Origin of the sequence: Streptomyces sp. NPDC002476 (assembly GCF_042889785.1) — a bacterium.
GTDB lineage: Bacteria > Actinomycetota > Actinomycetes > Streptomycetales > Streptomycetaceae > Streptomyces.
On record NZ_JBIARH010000018.1, the window covers coordinates 43,760 to 60,640 of the forward strand.

Genomic DNA, 16,881 nt, shown 5'->3' on the forward strand with positions numbered 1-16,881 from the left:
CACCCCGGCCCGCTGGTTCAGCCTGCCACCAGGGCCGGATCGCTCGTACCCGCCTCGCCCGTCTCGACGTGCCCGGCAAAGCGGCGCAGGAACGTGGTGTCCGTATCGGAGACCACCGAGATGTCGTACCAGCGGCTGCTCCCCCGCAGGTCCACCGAGTGGTTCACAGTCGCGCCCGCCCGCACCGTGAACGTCTGGACAGAACCGCCGTAGGCATCGCTCAGCGTCAAATGAGCGTCCCCAGAGCCACTGTGGGTCATCGTCAGGTCGAGATTCCCACTGGTGGCGTTGTGGCGGGCGGTCACCTCGGGCCCTGCCGCTCTGCCGGGCCCCTTGAAGGTACGAAGGAATCCGTTCGGCCCGTACACACTGAGGTTGGTCACTCCGTTCGAATAGGCCGTGTTCCAGGTGTCGAAGAGCGACTTACCGGCCTCGGCGGTGTACGTCCACGGTCCGTCGGTACGGTTCGCGGACGTCACCAGGAACTGCGCCCCGGCCGCGGCGCCTCCGCTGAAGGTGAGGGTGTACTTTCCGGTCGCCGGATTCGCCGAGCCGTCCACGAACGGCGCGTACAGCAGCGGCCGGGTGGGCCGGGTACCCGGTTCCTGTTTGGGAACACTGCCGACGGCGGGCGGCACGGGCACATAGTCGGGATGCCGGTTGCGGTCCGGCGGCAGGTATCCGTCGGTGGAGGGAAGGGCGACGGGGGCGGTGTCCGTACGGCGGAAGTCGAACGCGGAGGTGAGGTCACCGCAGATGGCGCGTCGCCAGGGCGAGATGTTCGGTTCCTTCACCCCGAAGCGTCGCTCCATGAACCGGATGATCGAGGTGTGGTCGAAGACCTCGGAGCACGAGAACCCTCCAGTGCTCCACGGCGAGACGACCAGCATCGGAACGCGCTGCCCCAGGCCGTACGGGCCGGCGGCGTATCTGATGTTGCCCGCAAACCAGTCGGCGGAGGTCGCCACGGTGGACAGCCCCTGCGCGGCCCCGGACGGCGGGTACGGCGGCACGATGTGGTCGAAGAATCCGTCGTTCTCGTCGTACGTGATGAACAGGGCTGTCCTGCCCCACACCTCCGGGTTGGACGTCAGCGCGTCCAGTACCTGCGCGATGTACCAGGCACCGTAATTCGCGGGCCAGTTGGGATGCTCGGTGAAGGCTTCGGGGGCGGCGATCCAGGAGATCTGCGGAAGGGCCCCAGCCTTCACATCGGCCCTGAGCCTGTCGAAGAGCCCGTCGCCGTTCTTGGCATCAGTGCCGGTGCGAGCCTTGTCGTAGAGCGGATCGCCGGGCTTGGCATTGCGGTAATTGTTGAAGTACAGCAGCGAGTTGTCGCCGTAGTTCCCCCGGTACGCGTCGCTGATCCATCCCCAGGACCCTGCGGCATCGAGCCCGTCGCCGATGTCCTGGTAGATCTTCCAGGACACCCCGGCCTTCTCCAGCCGTTCGGGGTACGTCGTCCACCCGTACCCCGCCTCTTCGTTCCCGAGCACGGGGCCACCGCCGGCGCCGTCGTTGCCGCTGTATCCCGTCCACATGTAGTAGCGGTTCGGATCCGTTGAGCCGATGAAGGAGCAGTGGTATGCGTCGCAGATGGTGAACGCGTCGGCGAGGGCGTAGTGGAACGGTATGTCCTCGCGGGTGAGGTAGGCCATCGTCGTCGCCGACTTGGCGGGCACCCACTTGTCGTACGCGCCCTTGTTGAACGCCCAGTGGCCGCCCGCCCAGTCGTGGTTGAGGTCCTGGATGAACTGGAGTCCGAGGTTGTCGGCCGTCGGCCGGAACGGCAGCACATCCTTGATGCCGGACGACTGGTGCCACACCGGTTTACCGCTGGGCAATGTCACCGGACGTGGGTCACCGAAGCCGCGTACACCCCTCAGTGTGCCGAAGTAGTGGTCGAACGAGCGGTTCTCCTGCATCAGCACGACGATGTGCTCGACGTCCTCGAGCGTGCCGGTGGCGCCTTTCGCCGGGAGGGAGGCAGCGCGGGCGATGCTGTTCGACAGCATGGTGAAGGCGGCTGCACCTCCGGCGAGTTGCATGAAGCGACGTCGGTCGAGTTCAGCCATGAATGAGGACCTCTGTGGGGTGAGGAGTTGTGGGGGAGAATGCGACTGGAGTGTTCCAGAGTCCGCCGAACTGCGAAAGACCGACGCTATGTGGACACGGTGGCGATCCGCCGAACAGCAGTTGGCGGGCTGGGGCACGACCGGCGCGGCGGGCGCGGCCGCGGCGGCCTGTCCGACCCTGCTCCTCGGGACAGGCCGGAGGGCCGCCCGGACGATTCGGGCGGCCCTCCGTGTCTCTTCGATATGCGTCAGCCGTGCAGCAAAAAAACCAATTGTCGCGCGCAATGCGCTTCGTGTCCGGCAACAGGGCGGCAACCCGGTTGCCGAGTTCCTCGCCTACGGAGCATTTCTCCTTCCCGCCCAGACATCAGTCGTACACCCGGGCGGGGTGCGTCCTGGTGGCGTCGATGCGGTGTGCACTGGATTCGTACTCCGGCATATGGCCTTCTCCCCGGCTCTGGTCGGCCGACGACAGTGCCCGCGCCGAGTCACTCCTTGACGCCGATTCCACCGAAGGCATCGACATCGGCGGAAACCCTCGCGCTCTCGGCGTCGGGCCGCCACTCGCTGAGCCGGACAAAGCCCGGGTCGAGGATCCGCAGCCGGTCGAAGAGAGTGACGATCTCGCTCGGCTCACGGACGTAATAAGGCACTGCGCCGCTCTTGATGTATGCCTCCTCTGCGGCGATCATGCCCTGGCTGGTACGCGTGCCGTCGTACACCACGAGGTAGCTGCCGGACGGCAGTCCCGCCATCAGCCGGCCCACCACCTCACGCGCCCGCGAGAAGTCGCCCGCGTGACCGAGTATGCCGAGCAGCATCAGGGCCACAGGCCGGTCGAAGTCGAGTGTCTTCGCGGCCTCGGCAAGGATGACGTCCGGCTCGTAGAAGTCGGCATCGATGTAGTCCGTGACTCCCTCCGGTGAGCTGGTGAGAAGGGCACGAGCGTGCGCGAGGACGAGCGGGTCGTTGTCCACGTACACGACGCGTGACTCGGGGGCTATGCCCTGGGCCACCTGGTGGGTGTTGTCCGCAGTGGGCAGGCCGGTCCCGATGTCCAGGAACTGACGGACGCCCTGATCCTCCACCAGGTGACTCACCGAGCGGCGCAGAAACTGCCGTCCCGCTACCGCTACGTCGACAAGGCCCGGGAAGAACGTCTTGATCTGGTCGCCGATCTCACGGTCGACCTCGTAGTTGTCCTTGCCGCCGACGAAATAGTTCCAGAAGCGGGCAGAGTGCGGCCTGGTCGTGTCGATCCGTTCCGACAGCGGCGTGGCGAGCCGACTGACGGACGTCTGCTGCTCACTCATGAAGACCTCCAAGCCCCACAAACGATCAAACGATGGCCACAACCTACCTGTACGTCCATATTGTTGCGGGTGGTTCCGGAAGCTGGCTGACTGGAGCATCTGATCACCGGAACGCCGCCGGAAGACCCGTTCGAAGCACCGCCGTCCTCGCGCCCAGACGGCACTACACACTGCTCGCTGCCCTGCTGCCCGGCGGCACCACTCCCACTGGCGATGCGTGCATCGGCACCTGCGCGAAGAAGCCGGGCGCGGCGGTGCACCGGTTCAGCATCGGCGCGACCCCAGGACCAGCAGGCTCACCCGCCTCAGCCGCCAACTCGCAGCCTGAGTTCCGAATTACGCAGCAGAGTCCCCGACATCCACGCAGCGCCGTGTACGGGCGAGGGCAGCACGGTCCGGATCAAGGCCGACGAGACGCCCGGCATGCCCTTGCCCACGAGCCCAGTGCAGATGGGGCACCGCAGTCCGCGGGCCGCGTGTGGCTTCGGCCATCGCACATGCGAGGCTTACCGACGTGCGAACCCTTTCCTCCTTGCCGACCGTGGCGGTATCGCTCGTAGCAGCGCTCAGCATCGCCGGATGTGCCGCTGAGAGTGCCACATCCGGCTCCGAAGATTCCGACATCCCCTACACAAACCTGCCCGTCTCGGGGGTACCGGATTACCAGCTCGGCGGGTCGTACACACCGCCCGCCGGGGTGACCATCGTGGAGCGGGACAGCACTGCGCGCCCGGCGGAGGGCAAGTACAACATCTGCTACGTCAACGGGTTCCAGACCCAGCCGGAAGACGCTGACCTGTGGAAGTCGAAGTACCCGGCCGCGATCCTGCGGGATTCCACCGGTAACCCCGTGTCCGACCCGGGCTGGCCGGATGAAATGCTCCTCGACACCACGACCGCAGCGAAGCGCGCCACGATCACGAAGGTGTTGGCGAAGTCGATCGCCCGATGCGCCGACCGCGGGTTCGACGCCGTGGAGTTCGACAATCTCGACTCGTGGACCCGGTCGCACGGGGCATTGACACGGTCCGGGAACCTCGCACTGGCGAAGTCGCTCGTGCGGCTCGCGCACCGCGACGGGCTCGCCGCCGGCCAGAAGAACACCCCTCAGCTTGGTGTCTCCGGCCGGAAGAGCGCCGGATTCGACTTCGTCGTCGCCGAGGAGTGCGTCAAGTATCAGGAGTGCGACGCGTACACGAAGACGTACGGCAAGCACGTAATCGACATCGAGTACTCGGACAACATCGGACGGAAGTGGTCCTCGGTGTGCGCGCTGAAGAGCCGCCCAGCGATGACGATCCTGCGCGACCGCAACCTGGCGCACCCGACGAAGAAGGCCTACGTCTTCGAGCACTGCTGAGGTGCTCATGCGGTGCCGCCCGGGGCGAGGGGCGGCAGAGTGCTGATCCAGCCGCCGTGGTCGATGCGCCAGGTGCTGCCGTCCGCGCTCGCGCCGCGCACGCCGTCGAGGACGCCGGTTCCGGCGAGCGCGGCGACTGCCGGTACGGCGAGGGATGCGAAGCCGAACGTACGGTCCGGGCGCCAGGGGGTGCTGTGGCGCAGGCGCCCGGCGAGTTGCGCCCAGCCGAGCGGGGCGGCTGCGATGACGAGGGCGTCGGGTTCCTGGGCGGTGAGGCGGTGGGCGGGCCGCAGCCAGGAAGCGGCCTGTTCGGGCCAGTCGACGACGGTGAGGACGGCACCGTCGGCGGCGTGCCAGGCGTCGGCGAACGCAGCGGCGGCGGCACGGGAGGCGTCGTCACGGCTGTGGCCGATGGCGACGCTGTGCAGGCGCGGGCGGCGGTGGTCGGTGAGCAGGCGCAGCAGGGCGGCGAGTTCGGGGGCGGTGTGCGGGGCGGGTTCGGGGAGGTCGCCGTAGGCGGTGCGCTCGGGTGCGGACAGCAGGGGCGAGCAGGCGGGTGCGCGGCGGGGGTTCATGGGGTGCGGGTCCTTCGGAGGTCTTTCCACCGCCGGTACTGCTCGGGCAGGCATACCGCGCAGGGCCGGTAGCCGGCGGTGATCGCGGTGGGTTCGTCGGCGAAGAAGACGCGGTGGCGCACGTAGCCGCCGGCGGCGGCGTAGGCGTCGATCGGGTCGGACTCGCCCTTCATCCGCCGTGTTCTACGGTCCGGCTGGTCGATGACCGTGACGCCCGCGGCGGTCAGCACCCGGGCGAGCTCGGCGCCGTAGGCACCGGCGCCTTCCACCCCGACCGCGACCGGCGTGCCGCGGGAACGCATCCGGTCCAGCAGGTCCCGGCAGCCGCGGATGGTGGCGGGGAACTCCCGGTCGGCCAGGTGCCGGCCCACCGAGTCGATCACCGCAGCGTGGTGGGTCAGGCCGTGGGTATCGACACCACCGGTGATCTCCGGGCCGTCGTGCCTCACGCTGGTCATGTCCGTCCTCGCGTGTCCGTCCTCGCGTGTCCGATCCGAGGGCGGCACGCGCCGGTCGGACGGGTGGACAAGACAGTGACGGGGCTTCTGGACCAAGCTCCTACAAGGTCACACTTGCCCGTCCGGCCGCGTGCGTGGCGACGCCCGGCGGGCCGACAAATCCCCAACAGGACAGTCGAGACGTCAGTCGGGCGGAGGGTCGGACCCACCGGGAGCGTCACCACGTCACATCCTCACTGTCGGGCGGGGACGATGAGTCCGAGCTGCTGCAGGACGGTGAGGCCGTCGTCGAGGCCGATCTCCTCGGTGATCAGGCCGTTCTCGACCTTGAGGATGGTGGTGCCGGTGAAGTGCATGGTCTTGCCGGTGTTGGCGGTCAGGGCGCCGATGGGCATGTCGTCGAACGCGTCTCCGCTGTGGGTGCCGCCCCCGATCCACTGGCCCACGACGTAGTCGCCTTCGGCGATGAGGTCGGCGGTGCCGGAGAACGCGAGGTCGGGGAACGCGGCCCGGAACTTCTTGGCGAAGGCGTGTACCTCTTCGCGGCCGCGGCAGGGGGCGTGAAGCGAGTACTCGAACTTGATGTCAGGGGCGGCGAGTTCGTCGATGACGTCCGGATTGAAGTCGGGACCCCAGAACTCGGTGAACCAGCGATCCACGACGGCCTTGTTTTCTTGGATCGACATGATGCGCTCCTTCGTCCGGTCGGGTGGACAGCCGCGTGTGCACGCGTCTGGTGCGCCAGCAGTAGTGGCCAGGGGATCGCCTCCGACCGTTTTGCGGCATTTCCAAGCTTGGCGGGGGTGTCGGGCGAGTGCTGGCGGTATTCGGACCGGACGTTCGCCCTGCGGCAGTGCGTGTGAGGGGACCGTCCACGTGCGGCGCGCTGCCGGTCTGCGCCTGTCCCGGCTCACGTTCTCGGTCCGGCCGCCGTCCACCCGTCGGAACCAACGACCGGCCCCGAGAAGGGCGCACGTTCATGAATGCGATGGCGGCGAACCTCCAAACGGCCCGCTCGCGCGTTCATCCGTACCTGGTCGAGCGCTTCGACGAGTGCATCGGCGGCCCGACCCGCCCGGCCGCAAGGGCGTCCGACGCGCCGTCCGAATGCCGCCAGCACCGGACCCGCCCAGGGGCGATGATCGAACCGCCGGGCGCGAACGCCCCGCCCGGCGCGCAGCCCCCGGGCATGAGACCCGTCACCCTCCGCTCGCCGAAAGACTTCCCGTGAACGACACCCTCTTCACCACCGCCGCCCCGGTCCCCACCGGCGCCATGCCCGTCGAAAGCTCGCACGTCCTGCCCGCTCTCGCCGCGGTCGACTGGCAGGACGTGCGGGAGCAGCTGGACCGGGACGGCGTCGCGCTCACCGGGCCCCTGCTGTCGCCCGCCCAGTGCCGGGAGATCGCCGACACCTTCGACGACGCGGACCTGTTCCGCTCCACCGTGGTGATGCAGCGCTATGGCTTCGGCCGAGGCACGTACCGCTACTACGCCGACCCGGCCGCCCTGCCGGTGCTGGACGCCCTGCGCGAGCGGCTGTATCCGCCGCTGGCACGGATCGCCAACCAGTGGGCCGCGCGGCTGGGCGAACGCGCCTTCCCCGCCACCCTCGCCGAACTGCACGCCGAGTGCGCCTCGGCCGGGCAGCACCGCCCCACCCCGCTGATCCTGCGCTACGGCCCGGGTGACTACGCCTGCCTGCACCAGGACGTCTACGGCGACCTCGTCTTCCCGCTGCAGGCCACGATCATGCTGGAGCGGCCCGGCGAGGACTTCACCGGCGGGGAGAACGTCTTCGTCGAGCTGCGGCCCCGCTCCCAGTCCCGCGCCATCGTCGCGCGGCCGCAGCTCGGCCAGGCCGTGATCTTCCCTGTCCGTCACCGCCCCGTCCCGGGCAGCCGCGGATACCGGCGCCACCCGATGCGCCACGGCACCAACGCCGTCGAGTCCGGCCGGCGCACCACCCTCGGTGTGATCTTCCACAACGCCCGCTGACGACGAGCCCCGGCCATGCGTCCGCTTCCCGCCGGCCCCTCCCTCTCCACGGCGCCACCACCACTACTCCGCCGCCCACCCCGCAGGACGACCCGCACCCAAGGACACCACCGTGAACACCCGGACCGCCAACCACCCGACCACCGCCCGCGTCCCCGACGCCGACTGGGCCGCCCTGACCGCCGAACTCGACGCCCACGGATGCGCCCTGACCCCTCGCCTGCTCGCCCCAGCGCAGTGCCGGGAGATCGCCGCCCTGTACGACAGGCCCGAACTGTTCCGCACCACCGTCGACATGGCCCGCCACCGCTTCGGCTCCGGCCAGTACCGGTACTTCACCCACGACCTGCCCGAGCCCGTCGCCGCCCTGCGCGAGGCCCTCTACCCGCCCCTGCTCACCATCGCCCGCGCCTGGGCCGACAAGCTCCACCGCCCCGCCCCCTGGCCCGACACCCTCACCGAGTGGACCGCCATGTGCCACGCCGCCGGCCAGGACAAAAGCTCCCAGATCCTGCTGCGTTACGGCCCCGGCGACTGGAATGCCCTGCACCGCGACATCTTCGGCGACCTCGTCTTCCCCCTCCAGGTCGTCATCGGCCTCGACGCCTACGGCACCGACTACACCGGCGGTGAGTTCCTCCTCGTCGAACAGCGCCCCCGCGCCCAGTCCCGCGGCACCGCCACCGCCCTCCCCCAGGGCCACGGCCTGGTCTTCACCACCCGCGACCGCCCCGTCCCCTCCGCCCGCGGTCACCGCGCCGGCCCCGTCCGCCACGGCGTCAGCACCGTGCGCACCGGCCGCCGCCACGCCCTCGGCCTCGTCTTCCACGACGCCTGACAGTGAGTTCGGCCACCGGCAGGAGAGACGACGCCCAACGTGACCACCACGCCACCCATCGACGCCCGCGTTCGCCTCGACACCCCCCACCCACCCCAGCGTCATGACCGCCATCCTGGCCGGATCCCAGGCCCACATCCCCCACGTGGGTCTGGAAGCGGACGGCTGGACCGCCGTGACCGAAAACGCCTTGGTGCTGGTCCGTATCGATCACGAGGAGCCCTACTGGGCCGAGAAAGCAGCCCAGCAACTGATGGCTGGCGGGATCAGCGCCGAGATCACCCCCAGCTCCGGGAAGCCAGGGGCGAGGACCGGACGTGGGCCGGCCACCCGATGCCCTGGTGCACCCGCAGCGAGATCCGCGAGGTCTCCGACCAGGTCCGGAAGAACGACGACGACATCCGCCACGGCCAGTTCCTCGCCCACGCCCACGTGTACGCCGACAGCTTCGAACCCAAGGCGGATGGGGCCTCCCCTGCTCGAAAGCAGCTGAGAGCTCGGGGAAGGAGCGTCGGTGACCTCCTCCGCCTTGGATTCGAAGCCGCACGACGCCGCTCACTGATCCGCTCCCTATCGTTCACCAGGTCGTAACAGCCCCCGAGTGAGGCATCTCGCCCCATGCCTGCATCAAAAGCCCTTCAGAACACGATCAAGTGCCGCCCGCCCTGCAGGTCCCCAGCTCTGCTTGCCGCCGGGAACGCCCCGATCTCCGTTCTGCCCCATGAGCATCAGGAAGAGGCTCTTCATAGCAGCCAGCCCGCGGGCGCGCCGGATCGCCGCCTCGTCTGCATGCGCGTACATGTCGAAGAACCGTGAGGCCGTGCCCGCGGGTAGCAGCACCCATGCGGCGGCGAGATCCCACGCCGGATCGCCGGCGAACACGCAACCGAAGTCGACGATGCCCGAGAGCGTTCCGTCCGAGACGACGACGTTCGCGGGATGGAGGTCGCCGTGCACCCACACCGGCGGGCCCTCCCACGCGTGGGCCGCAACGGCGTCGTCCCAGACGGCCCGGACGTCGGCAGCGATGTCGTCGGGGACAACGGCCTGGAAGAAGTTCTCGAAGTCGTCCGTGCAGTTCCTGGGATGGGCGCCGCGGTCCGTGGTGATTGGCGCCTCGGCTGGCGCCTCCACATGGAGCGCTTGGAGGAAGCCCGCCAGCGTGTCGGCCGCATGGGCGCCGCGGCTGATCGAGCTGTGGTCCAGCGGCTCGCCGGGAACCCACGTCATCACGGTCCAGTGCTTGGGGAAGCGCTCGGACGGTTCGCCGAGCCGCACCGGGGTCGGCACCGGGAGCGGCAGGCGCGGGGCCAGCACGGGTAGCCACCGCCGCTCGTTGAGCTGGAGCTCCGGGGTGGGGTCCATGCGCTGCATGCGCACGGCCAGCTCGTCCCCGAGGCGCCACATTTGGTTGCCCCAGCCGCCCGCCACCTCGCGGATGGCCAGCCCCGCAAGGTCTGGATGTTGCTCCTGCAGCAGGTCGCGGACCAGATCTGCGGTGATCTCGATCTCGGTGACGGTCATGCGAAGTCATGGTACTGAGACTGAACCGCCCCGGGTCAGGCAGCATGCGGATCGGCTCTCGCGCTCCGGAACATCTCGCTGTGATTCCCCTGGCATCACCAATTCGGTTTCAGAGAGCTACAGATCAGAGGCTTGGGGACGGCACGGACCCAAAGTTCGGAGAAGCCTGTGTTCGCTGCTCACTGCTGCGACCCGACCCCGCCCAGCGCGGTCGTCTCGTCGAGATCCGCGACAACCTCATCGCCCGTATCACGGAGGCAGAAACGGAGGCAGAACAGGAAGGATGGCTCGGCGGACCGGAAGGGCTCCAGGTGAGCCTCGCCGGCGCGGAAGCCAAGATTGTTCAGATCGACTCCTCGGCCTCCGGTAAGAGGTCGCGCGCATAGGTGGGGCGGAGGAAGGAGCGGGGCGAGGGGCAAGCCCGGCAAGGCGGAGGAGGGAGGTGACGCGAAGGGGCCCCTCCCATGCCTTTCGGGCCATGGGGGAAGTCGTCGACCGACGACAACGCCGCCGGGCGCCGCCCATCGCCACGCGACGCCGACCCACCTGTCCGCGCGACCTCTGAGCCCGAAATCAGTGGGCAGGAGCGCGGGCCCTCCCGATCGAGATCCTCCCCGGTCCACTACCCGGGGTCGTACGTCACACCTTTGCCAGCGAATTTTGCTGGCGCTAAGAATTGCTCTCGTCCCCGACGGAGGTGCGCACACAGCGCTTCCCGTCTTCGTCCTCCGTGAGGACTTCCGCGATTCGAAGAGGTATCTCTGCATGACCGTGTCCAGCGTCCCCGCCCGTCGTAGTCGTCTGAACAAGGCCCAGAAGTTCTCCCTCGCAGGTATCGCGGCCGCTGCCGTCGCGTCCCTTTCGTTCTCGCTCGTCCCCGCCAACGCCGAGTCCAAGCCCGAGGCCGAGGCCGCCGCGTCCACCGCGCCCGTGGTGTTCGGTTCCGTCGTCGGCAACCCGCACGCCAAGGCTCTGCAGGCCAGCCTCATCGAGCAGAACTCGACCGCCGAGAACCTGGTGAAGGCCGCCGACCAGGCCCGTGCCAAGGAAGTCGCGGTCAAGAAGAAGACCGAGGCCGCCGCCAAGGCGAAGGCCGCCGCCGTCGCCGAGGCCAAGTCCCGGAGCCAGGTCGAGGACGTTCCCGCGAGCCGCTCCACGGCCCGCACCCCGGTCTACGCGAACAACCTGGACGGGTGGATCCGGGAGGCCCTGGACGTCATGAGGGCGCACGGCATCCCCGGCACCTACCACGGTCTGCACAAGAACATCATCCGGGAGTCCTCCGGCAACCCGTACGCGGTCAACGACTGGGACATCAACGCCCGCAACGGCGTCCCGTCCCGCGGCCTGCTCCAGGTCATCCAGCCCACGTTCGACGCGTACCACGTGCCCGGCACCTCGAAGAACATCTACGACCCGGTCGCCAACCTCACGGCCGCGGCCAACTACGCCGCCGACCGCTACGGCTCGATCGACAACGTCAACAGCGCGTACTGACCGGATCAAGGCGTACGGCGTACGTCCCCGTCCGACGCGCATACGCCGGAGGGCGGCACCCCAGTGCTGGGGTGCCGCCCTCCGGCGTCGTGCGTGCCGATGCCCGGCGGCGGCCATGGCACGGCCGTCCGCGCACGGGCCTGTCGGAGCTACTTGCGCATGACCTCCGGCTCGTGGCGGCGCAGCAGCCGCGCGACCGCGAAGCCGCAGACGATGCCGAGGAACAGCAGGACCGAGACGTCCATCGCCCACTGACCGGCCGTGTGCTCCCACAGCGGGTCCAGGTCGGTCGGGTCGTTGGGGTCCCACGGTGCCATGAGGTGCGAGAGGTCGAGGGTGGCACCCGCGCCGGCGATGGCCCAGCGGGACGGCATCAGCCAGGCGAACTGCTCCAGGCCGGGCGAGCCGTACACCTGGAAGAGGATGCCGGTGAAGACGACCTGGACGATCGCGAACATGACCAGCAGCGGCATGGTCTTCTCGGAGGTCTTCACCAGCGAGGAGATCACCAGGCCGAACATCATCGAGGTGAAGCCGAGCACGATGATGGTCACGCACAGCTCGACGGCGGGCGGCATGATCAGGCCCTCGGCGGGCAGCTTGCGGGTGGCGAAGCCGATGCCGCAGATGATGACGCCCTGGAGGGCCGTGATCATTCCGAGGACGATCACCTTGGACATCAGGTAGGCCGAGCGGGAGAGGCCGGTGGCTCGTTCCCGTTCGTAGATGACACGTTCCTTGATCAGTTCTCGTACGGAGTTGGCCGCACCGGTGAAGCACATGCCGACCGCGAGGATCAGCATGATCGTTCCGGCCGCTCCGTTGAACCGGGACGGCGGCTCCGGCGCCGTCAGGCCGAACTTGGCCGGGATGACCACGCTGACGAGGCCGAGCACGGCGGGCAGGATCACCATCAGGCCCATGAAGCCCTTGTCGGACGCGATCACCGAGAGGTAGCGGCGGATCAGTGTCCACAGCTGGGCCGACCAGCTCTGCGGCTTGGGCGGGCGTATCTGCTGCGGGGTCGGCGCGTGGACGGGCTGGGCGGCGACGGCGTCGATGTCCGCGGCGTACATCTGGTAGTGCTGGGAGCCGCGCCAGCGGCCCGCCCAGTCGTAGTCGCGGTAGTTCTCGAACGCGGAGAACACGTCGGCCCAGGTGGTGTAGCCGAAGAAGTTGAGCGCCTCCTCCGGCGGGCCGAAGTAGGCGACGGCCCCGCCCGGTGCCATGACGAGCAGCTTGTCGCAGAGCGCCAGCTCGGCCACGGAGTGGGTGACGACGAGGACCGTGCGCCCGTCGTCGGCCAGTCCGCGCAGCAGCTGCATGACGTCACGGTCCATGCCCGGGTCGAGGCCGGAGGTCGGCTCGTCCAGGAAGATCAGCGACGGCTTGGTGAGCAGCTCCAGCGCCACGGAGACGCGCTTGCGCTGGCCTCCGGAGAGCGAGGTGACCTTCTTGTCCTTGTGGATGTCGAGCTTGAGCTCGGCGAGCACCTCGTGGATGCGGGCCTCGCGCTCGGCCTCGGTGGTGTCCGCGGGGAAGCGGAGCTTGGCCGCGTACTTGAGGGCCTTGGTGACGGTGAGTTCCCTGTGCAGGATGTCGTCCTGCGGGACCAGACCGATGCGCTGGCGCAGCTCGGCGAACTGCTTGTACAGGTTCCGGTTGTCGTAGAGCACGTCGCCCTGGTTGGCGGGCCGGTAGCCGGTGAGCGCCTTGAGCAGGGTGGACTTGCCGGAGCCGGACGGGCCGATGACCGCGACGAGCGACTTCTCCGGGACGCCGAACGAGACGTCCTTGAGGATCTGCTTCCCGCCGTCGACCGTCACGGTGAGATGGCGGGCGGAGAACGTGACCTCACCGGTGTCGACGAACTCCTCCAGCCGGTCGTCGACCAGGCGGAACGTCGAGTGACCGACGCCGACGATGTCGTTCGGGCCGATGAGCGCGGAACCGGACTTGGGGAGCGGCTGGCCGTTGACGTAGGTGCCGTTGTGGGAGCCGAGGTCACGGAGCTCGAAACGGCCGTCGGGCGTCGCGTGGAACTCGGCGTGGTGCCGCGAGACCTGGAGGTCGGAGACGACCAGTTCGTTCTCCAGCGCGCGGCCGATGCGCATCACGCGGCCGAGGGCCAGCTGGTGGAACGTGGTCGGGCTGCGGTCACCGCGCACCGACGGGGACCCCGCGACACCGCCGGGCCCGGCCGCGGCGGGTGCGGGTCCCATGCCCTGCTGGTGCGGGACCTGAGGCTGCTGGGGTTGCACGGGCTGCTGCGGCTGGTGTCCCTGGGGAGCCTGCTGCCCCTGGGGAGCCTGCTGCCAGCCCTGGTGCGGCTGCTGCCGAGCGGGCGCCTGGCCGCCCTGCCAGCCCGCGCCGCCCTGCTGCGGCTGGTGGGCGGGCGCCTGCTGGGCCTGCTGGGCGGGAGGCTGCTGCGTGCCCGCGCCCTGTCCGCCGTACGCACCGGCGTCCGCGGCGGCACCCGTGTCCGCGGCGGTGAAGCTGAGCCGCGGTCCGTCATTGGCGTTGCCCAGGTGCACGGCGACGCCGGGGCCGATCTCCAGCTGCTGGATGCGACGGCCCTGGGCGTAGGTGCCGTTCGTGCTGCCGTGGTCCTCGATGAACCAGCCACGGCCTCCCCAGCTGATCGTGGCGTGCCGCCACGACACCCTGGCGTCCTCGATCGTCAGGTCTCCCTGCGGATCGCGCCCCACGGTGTACGGCCTGGACGGATCGAGCGCCCAGGTCCTGCCATTCAATTCAAGTACGAGTTCCGGCACTCCGCGCCCCACTTGTTGTCCCCCGATGGACCCCGTCGCAGGGGGTCCAGGGATGCTGAACATCGTGGGGAACTATTCCAGGAGCGGTCCCGGATACGAAAGCCGGGCGGGGTGAAGACGCTGCGGAGGCCCGGGGCGGCGCCACCGGGGCGGGACGAACGGTCCGGAGGACGGCAAGCCGCCATGAGTCCCCCGAACGTGCGCGAAATCTGCGTGAACGTCGGCGAAGTCGGCGTGAACGCGGGGGAACGGGGCCGGTCCGCGACCGGACGGGCGACGCCGGGTGCCGGGGTCCCGGCCCGGGGAAGCCGGGCCGCGTACGTGCTCCACCGCGGTGCGCGTACGGCGGGTACGAGGGCCGGGAACGCTGCGCGGGCCCGCTGTCCGGTCCTCGGGACGGGCCTCCGGGGCGGGGAGGGGGCAGATACGGTGGAGGCACCATGAGCGCATCGCAGCCACCTCAGTCCTCGCCGTCTCCCGTGCCCGGGGAATTCCGCCAGGGCGCCGACACCCCCACCCTTCTCGTGAAGATCTTCGGGAAGGACCGCCCCGGGATCACCGCCGGGCTCTTCGACACTCTCGCGGCCTACTCGGTCGACGTCGTCGACATCGAGCAGGTCGTCACCCGCGGCCGCATCGTCCTGTGCGCGCTGATCACCACGCCGGACGCGGCCGGCACCACCGAGGGCGATCTGCGGGCGACCGTGCACAGCTGGGCGGAGTCGCTGAAGCTCCAGGCCGAGATCATCTCCGGAACGGGCGACAACCGTCCGCGCGGCTGCGGGCGCTCCCACGTGACGGTGCTCGGGCACCCGCTGACCGCGCAGTCGACCGCCGCCATAGCGGCCAGGATCACCTCGACGGGCGGCAACATCGACCGGATCTTCCGGCTCGCGAAGTACCCGGTGACGGCCGTCGAGTTCGCGGTCTCCGGAACGGGCACCGAGGAGTTGCGGACGGCCCTGGCGACACAGTCCGCCGAGATCGGTGTCGATGTCGCGGTGGTGTCGGCCGGGCTGAGCCGCAGGGCGCAGCGGCTGGTCGTCATGGACGTCGACTCGACGCTCATCCAGGACGAGGTCATCGAGCTGTTCGCCGCCCACGCGGGCTGCGAGGACAAGGTCGCCGAGGTGACCGGGCGGGCGATGCGCGGCGAGCTCGACTTCGAGCAGTCGCTGCACGCGCGGGTGGCCCTGCTGGCGGGGCTCGACGCGTCGGTGGTGGACAAGGTGCGGGCCGAGGTACGGCTGACGCCGGGCGCCCGGACCCTGATCCGTACGCTGAAGCGGCTCGGGTACCAGGTGGGTGTGGTGTCGGGCGGCTTCACGCAGGTCACCGACGATCTGAAGGAACGGCTCGGGCTCGACTTCGCCTCCGCCAACACGCTGGAGGTGGTCGACGGCAAGCTCACCGGGCGGGTCGTCGGGGACATAGTCGACCGGGCCGGCAAGGCCCGTCTGCTGCGCAGTTTCGCCGCGCAGGCCGGGGTGCCGCTGGCGCAGACCGTCGCGATCGGTGACGGTGCCAACGACCTGGACATGCTGAACACGGCGGGGCTCGGTGTGGCCTTCAACGCCAAGCCGGTGGTCCGTGAGGCCGCCCATACCGCGGTGAACGTGCCGTTCCTGGACACCGTGCTGTATCTGCTGGGCATCACCCGCGAGGAGGTCGAGGCCGCCGACGGCCTGGTGGACTGACGCGTCCGTCGCGTCCGTCGCCTCTGATGTCCCCCGACGACGGGAAGGGCCCCGGTAAGGAAGCGGCGAGCTTCCCGTACCGGGGCCCGTCCCATGAGGCGGCCCGGACGTACGGCGGTGGCCCTGGCGTACGGCGGTGGCCCTGGCGAACGGCGGTCGGCGGGCCGGACGAACGGCGGTGGGCCGGACGGCGGGTCAGTCGTTGGGGGTCCAGTACTCGACGAGCCTGCCCACGCCGTGCTCCACGCCCTTCCAGGAACCGGAGAACGCGACGACGGCGAACGCGGCCGTCGGGAAACCGCCGCGGTGCATCCTCGCCAGGGCGTCTCCCTCGGCCGCCGCCGAGAGAGCGTCGGCGACCGCGTGCATGCCGGGGTTGTGGCCGATGAGCAGAAGATCGCGCACATCGTCGGGAGTCTCGTTGATCAGGGCGATCAGCTCGCCGGGAGACGCCTCGTACAGCCGCTCCTCGTACACGGTCCGCGGGCGTCGCGGCATCTCGTGCACCGCGAGCTTCCACGTCTCGCGCGTCCTGGCGGCGGTGGAGCAGAGGGCCAGATCGAGGTTGATCCCGGAGTCGACGAGTTTACGGCCCGCGACGGGGGCATCCCTGCGGCCGCGCTCCGCGAGCGGCCGCTCGTGGTCGGAGTCCTGCGACCATTCCGCCTTCGCGTGCCTGAGAAGGACGATCCTGCGAGGTGTATCGACGCTCATACACCTCAGCTTCGCATGAAACGTGCCGCCCGGCGCAGGGGGTTGACGGGCCCCAGCG

The 16,881-nt window shown here is 69.5% G+C and carries 13 protein-coding genes; 5 read left to right on the forward strand and 8 right to left on the reverse strand.

The window, feature by feature from the left end:
- Window positions 1–17 precede the first annotated feature (17 nt).
- Together ACFYXM_RS21145 and ACFYXM_RS21150 are read right to left on the reverse strand one after the other, a co-directional pair.
- On the reverse strand, window positions 18–2,075 hold the full coding sequence (locus ACFYXM_RS21145; protein WP_389291329.1) for a phosphocholine-specific phospholipase C: 2,058 nt from the start codon (window positions 2,073–2,075) through the stop codon (window positions 18–20).
- Between the two features lie 488 nt (window positions 2,076–2,563).
- Window positions 2,564–3,388, reverse strand: a complete 825-nt coding sequence (locus ACFYXM_RS21150) for an SAM-dependent methyltransferase (RefSeq protein ID WP_389291331.1) — start codon at window positions 3,386–3,388, stop codon at window positions 2,564–2,566.
- Between the two features lie 541 nt (window positions 3,389–3,929).
- On the opposite strand from ACFYXM_RS21150, the gene ACFYXM_RS21155 reads away from it, so the two are divergent.
- Window positions 3,930–4,748 (forward strand): endo alpha-1,4 polygalactosaminidase, encoded by an 819-nt coding sequence (locus tag ACFYXM_RS21155; RefSeq protein ID WP_389291471.1) that lies wholly within the window; start codon window positions 3,930–3,932, stop codon window positions 4,746–4,748.
- Between the two features lie 5 nt (window positions 4,749–4,753).
- Here ACFYXM_RS21155 and ACFYXM_RS21160 read toward each other — a convergent pair whose 3' ends face one another.
- The 3 genes from ACFYXM_RS21160 to ACFYXM_RS21170 form a co-directional block, all read right to left on the reverse strand.
- A complete protein-coding gene (locus tag ACFYXM_RS21160) occupies window positions 4,754–5,323 on the reverse strand; it encodes a hypothetical protein (RefSeq protein ID WP_389291333.1) in 570 nt (189 codons plus the stop codon).
- Window positions 5,320–5,781, reverse strand: a complete 462-nt coding sequence (locus ACFYXM_RS21165; protein ID WP_389291335.1) for a transposase — start codon at window positions 5,779–5,781, stop codon at window positions 5,320–5,322. Before ACFYXM_RS21165 ends, ACFYXM_RS21160 begins: the two co-directional genes overlap by 4 nt.
- 233 nt (window positions 5,782–6,014) lie before the next feature.
- Window positions 6,015–6,467: an ester cyclase gene (locus ACFYXM_RS21170; protein WP_389291337.1), complete on the reverse strand. Its 453-nt coding sequence runs from the start codon at window positions 6,465–6,467 to the stop codon at window positions 6,015–6,017.
- 541 nt (window positions 6,468–7,008) lie between these two features.
- Here ACFYXM_RS21170 and ACFYXM_RS21175 point away from each other — a divergent pair.
- Both ACFYXM_RS21175 and ACFYXM_RS21180 read left to right on the forward strand, forming a co-directional pair.
- On the forward strand, window positions 7,009–7,779 hold the full coding sequence (locus tag ACFYXM_RS21175; protein ID WP_389291338.1) for a 2OG-Fe(II) oxygenase: 771 nt from the start codon (window positions 7,009–7,011) through the stop codon (window positions 7,777–7,779).
- Window positions 7,780–7,891: 112 nt separating this feature from the next.
- Window positions 7,892–8,617, forward strand: coding sequence for a 2OG-Fe(II) oxygenase (locus ACFYXM_RS21180; RefSeq protein WP_389291339.1), 726 nt, complete (start codon window positions 7,892–7,894; stop codon window positions 8,615–8,617).
- Between the two features lie 627 nt (window positions 8,618–9,244).
- On the opposite strand, the gene ACFYXM_RS21185 is transcribed toward ACFYXM_RS21180, so the two are convergent.
- Window positions 9,245–10,141 carry an aminoglycoside phosphotransferase family protein gene (locus ACFYXM_RS21185; RefSeq protein WP_389291341.1) on the reverse strand — a complete coding sequence of 299 codons (897 nt, stop codon included), beginning with the start codon at window positions 10,139–10,141 and terminating at the stop codon, window positions 9,245–9,247.
- A gap of 765 nt (window positions 10,142–10,906) precedes the next feature.
- On the opposite strand from ACFYXM_RS21185, the gene ACFYXM_RS21190 reads away from it, so the two are divergent.
- Window positions 10,907–11,638 (forward strand): transglycosylase SLT domain-containing protein, encoded by a 732-nt coding sequence (locus ACFYXM_RS21190; RefSeq protein WP_389291343.1) that lies wholly within the window; start codon window positions 10,907–10,909, stop codon window positions 11,636–11,638.
- A gap of 149 nt (window positions 11,639–11,787) precedes the next feature.
- Here ACFYXM_RS21190 and ACFYXM_RS21195 read toward each other — a convergent pair whose 3' ends face one another.
- Window positions 11,788–14,424, reverse strand: coding sequence for an FHA domain-containing protein (locus tag ACFYXM_RS21195; protein ID WP_389291344.1), 2,637 nt, complete (start codon window positions 14,422–14,424; stop codon window positions 11,788–11,790).
- 428 nt (window positions 14,425–14,852) lie between these two features.
- Here ACFYXM_RS21195 and serB point away from each other — a divergent pair, with 428 nt between their 5' ends.
- Window positions 14,853–16,109, forward strand: a complete 1,257-nt coding sequence (gene serB, locus ACFYXM_RS21200) for a phosphoserine phosphatase SerB (RefSeq protein ID WP_389291346.1) — start codon at window positions 14,853–14,855, stop codon at window positions 16,107–16,109.
- Between the two features lie 195 nt (window positions 16,110–16,304).
- On the opposite strand, the gene ACFYXM_RS21205 is transcribed toward serB, so the two are convergent.
- Window positions 16,305–16,823 (reverse strand): SixA phosphatase family protein, encoded by a 519-nt coding sequence (locus ACFYXM_RS21205; RefSeq protein ID WP_389291347.1) that lies wholly within the window; start codon window positions 16,821–16,823, stop codon window positions 16,305–16,307.
- Window positions 16,824–16,881 lie beyond the last annotated feature (58 nt).

Excerpts from the sequence above, each read along its gene's own strand:
- ACFYXM_RS21145 (WP_389291329.1), bottom strand. The coding sequence starts at position 2,075 with ATGGCTGAACTCGACCGACGTCGCTTCATGCAACTCGCCGGAGGTGCA.
- ACFYXM_RS21160 (WP_389291333.1), bottom strand. The coding sequence starts at position 5,323 with ATGAACCCCCGCCGCGCACCCGCCTGCTCGCCCCTGCTGTCCGCACCC.
- serB (WP_389291346.1), top strand. The coding sequence starts at position 14,853 with ATGAGCGCATCGCAGCCACCTCAGTCCTCGCCGTCTCCCGTGCCCGGG.
- ACFYXM_RS21185 (WP_389291341.1), bottom strand. The coding sequence starts at position 10,141 with ATGACCGTCACCGAGATCGAGATCACCGCAGATCTGGTCCGCGACCTG.
- ACFYXM_RS21165 (WP_389291335.1), bottom strand. The coding sequence starts at position 5,781 with ATGACCAGCGTGAGGCACGACGGCCCGGAGATCACCGGTGGTGTCGAT.
- ACFYXM_RS21150 (WP_389291331.1), bottom strand. The coding sequence starts at position 3,388 with ATGAGTGAGCAGCAGACGTCCGTCAGTCGGCTCGCCACGCCGCTGTCG.
- ACFYXM_RS21190 (WP_389291343.1), top strand. The coding sequence starts at position 10,907 with ATGACCGTGTCCAGCGTCCCCGCCCGTCGTAGTCGTCTGAACAAGGCC.
- ACFYXM_RS21205 (WP_389291347.1), bottom strand. The coding sequence starts at position 16,823 with ATGAGCGTCGATACACCTCGCAGGATCGTCCTTCTCAGGCACGCGAAG.
- ACFYXM_RS21170 (WP_389291337.1), bottom strand. The coding sequence starts at position 6,467 with ATGTCGATCCAAGAAAACAAGGCCGTCGTGGATCGCTGGTTCACCGAG.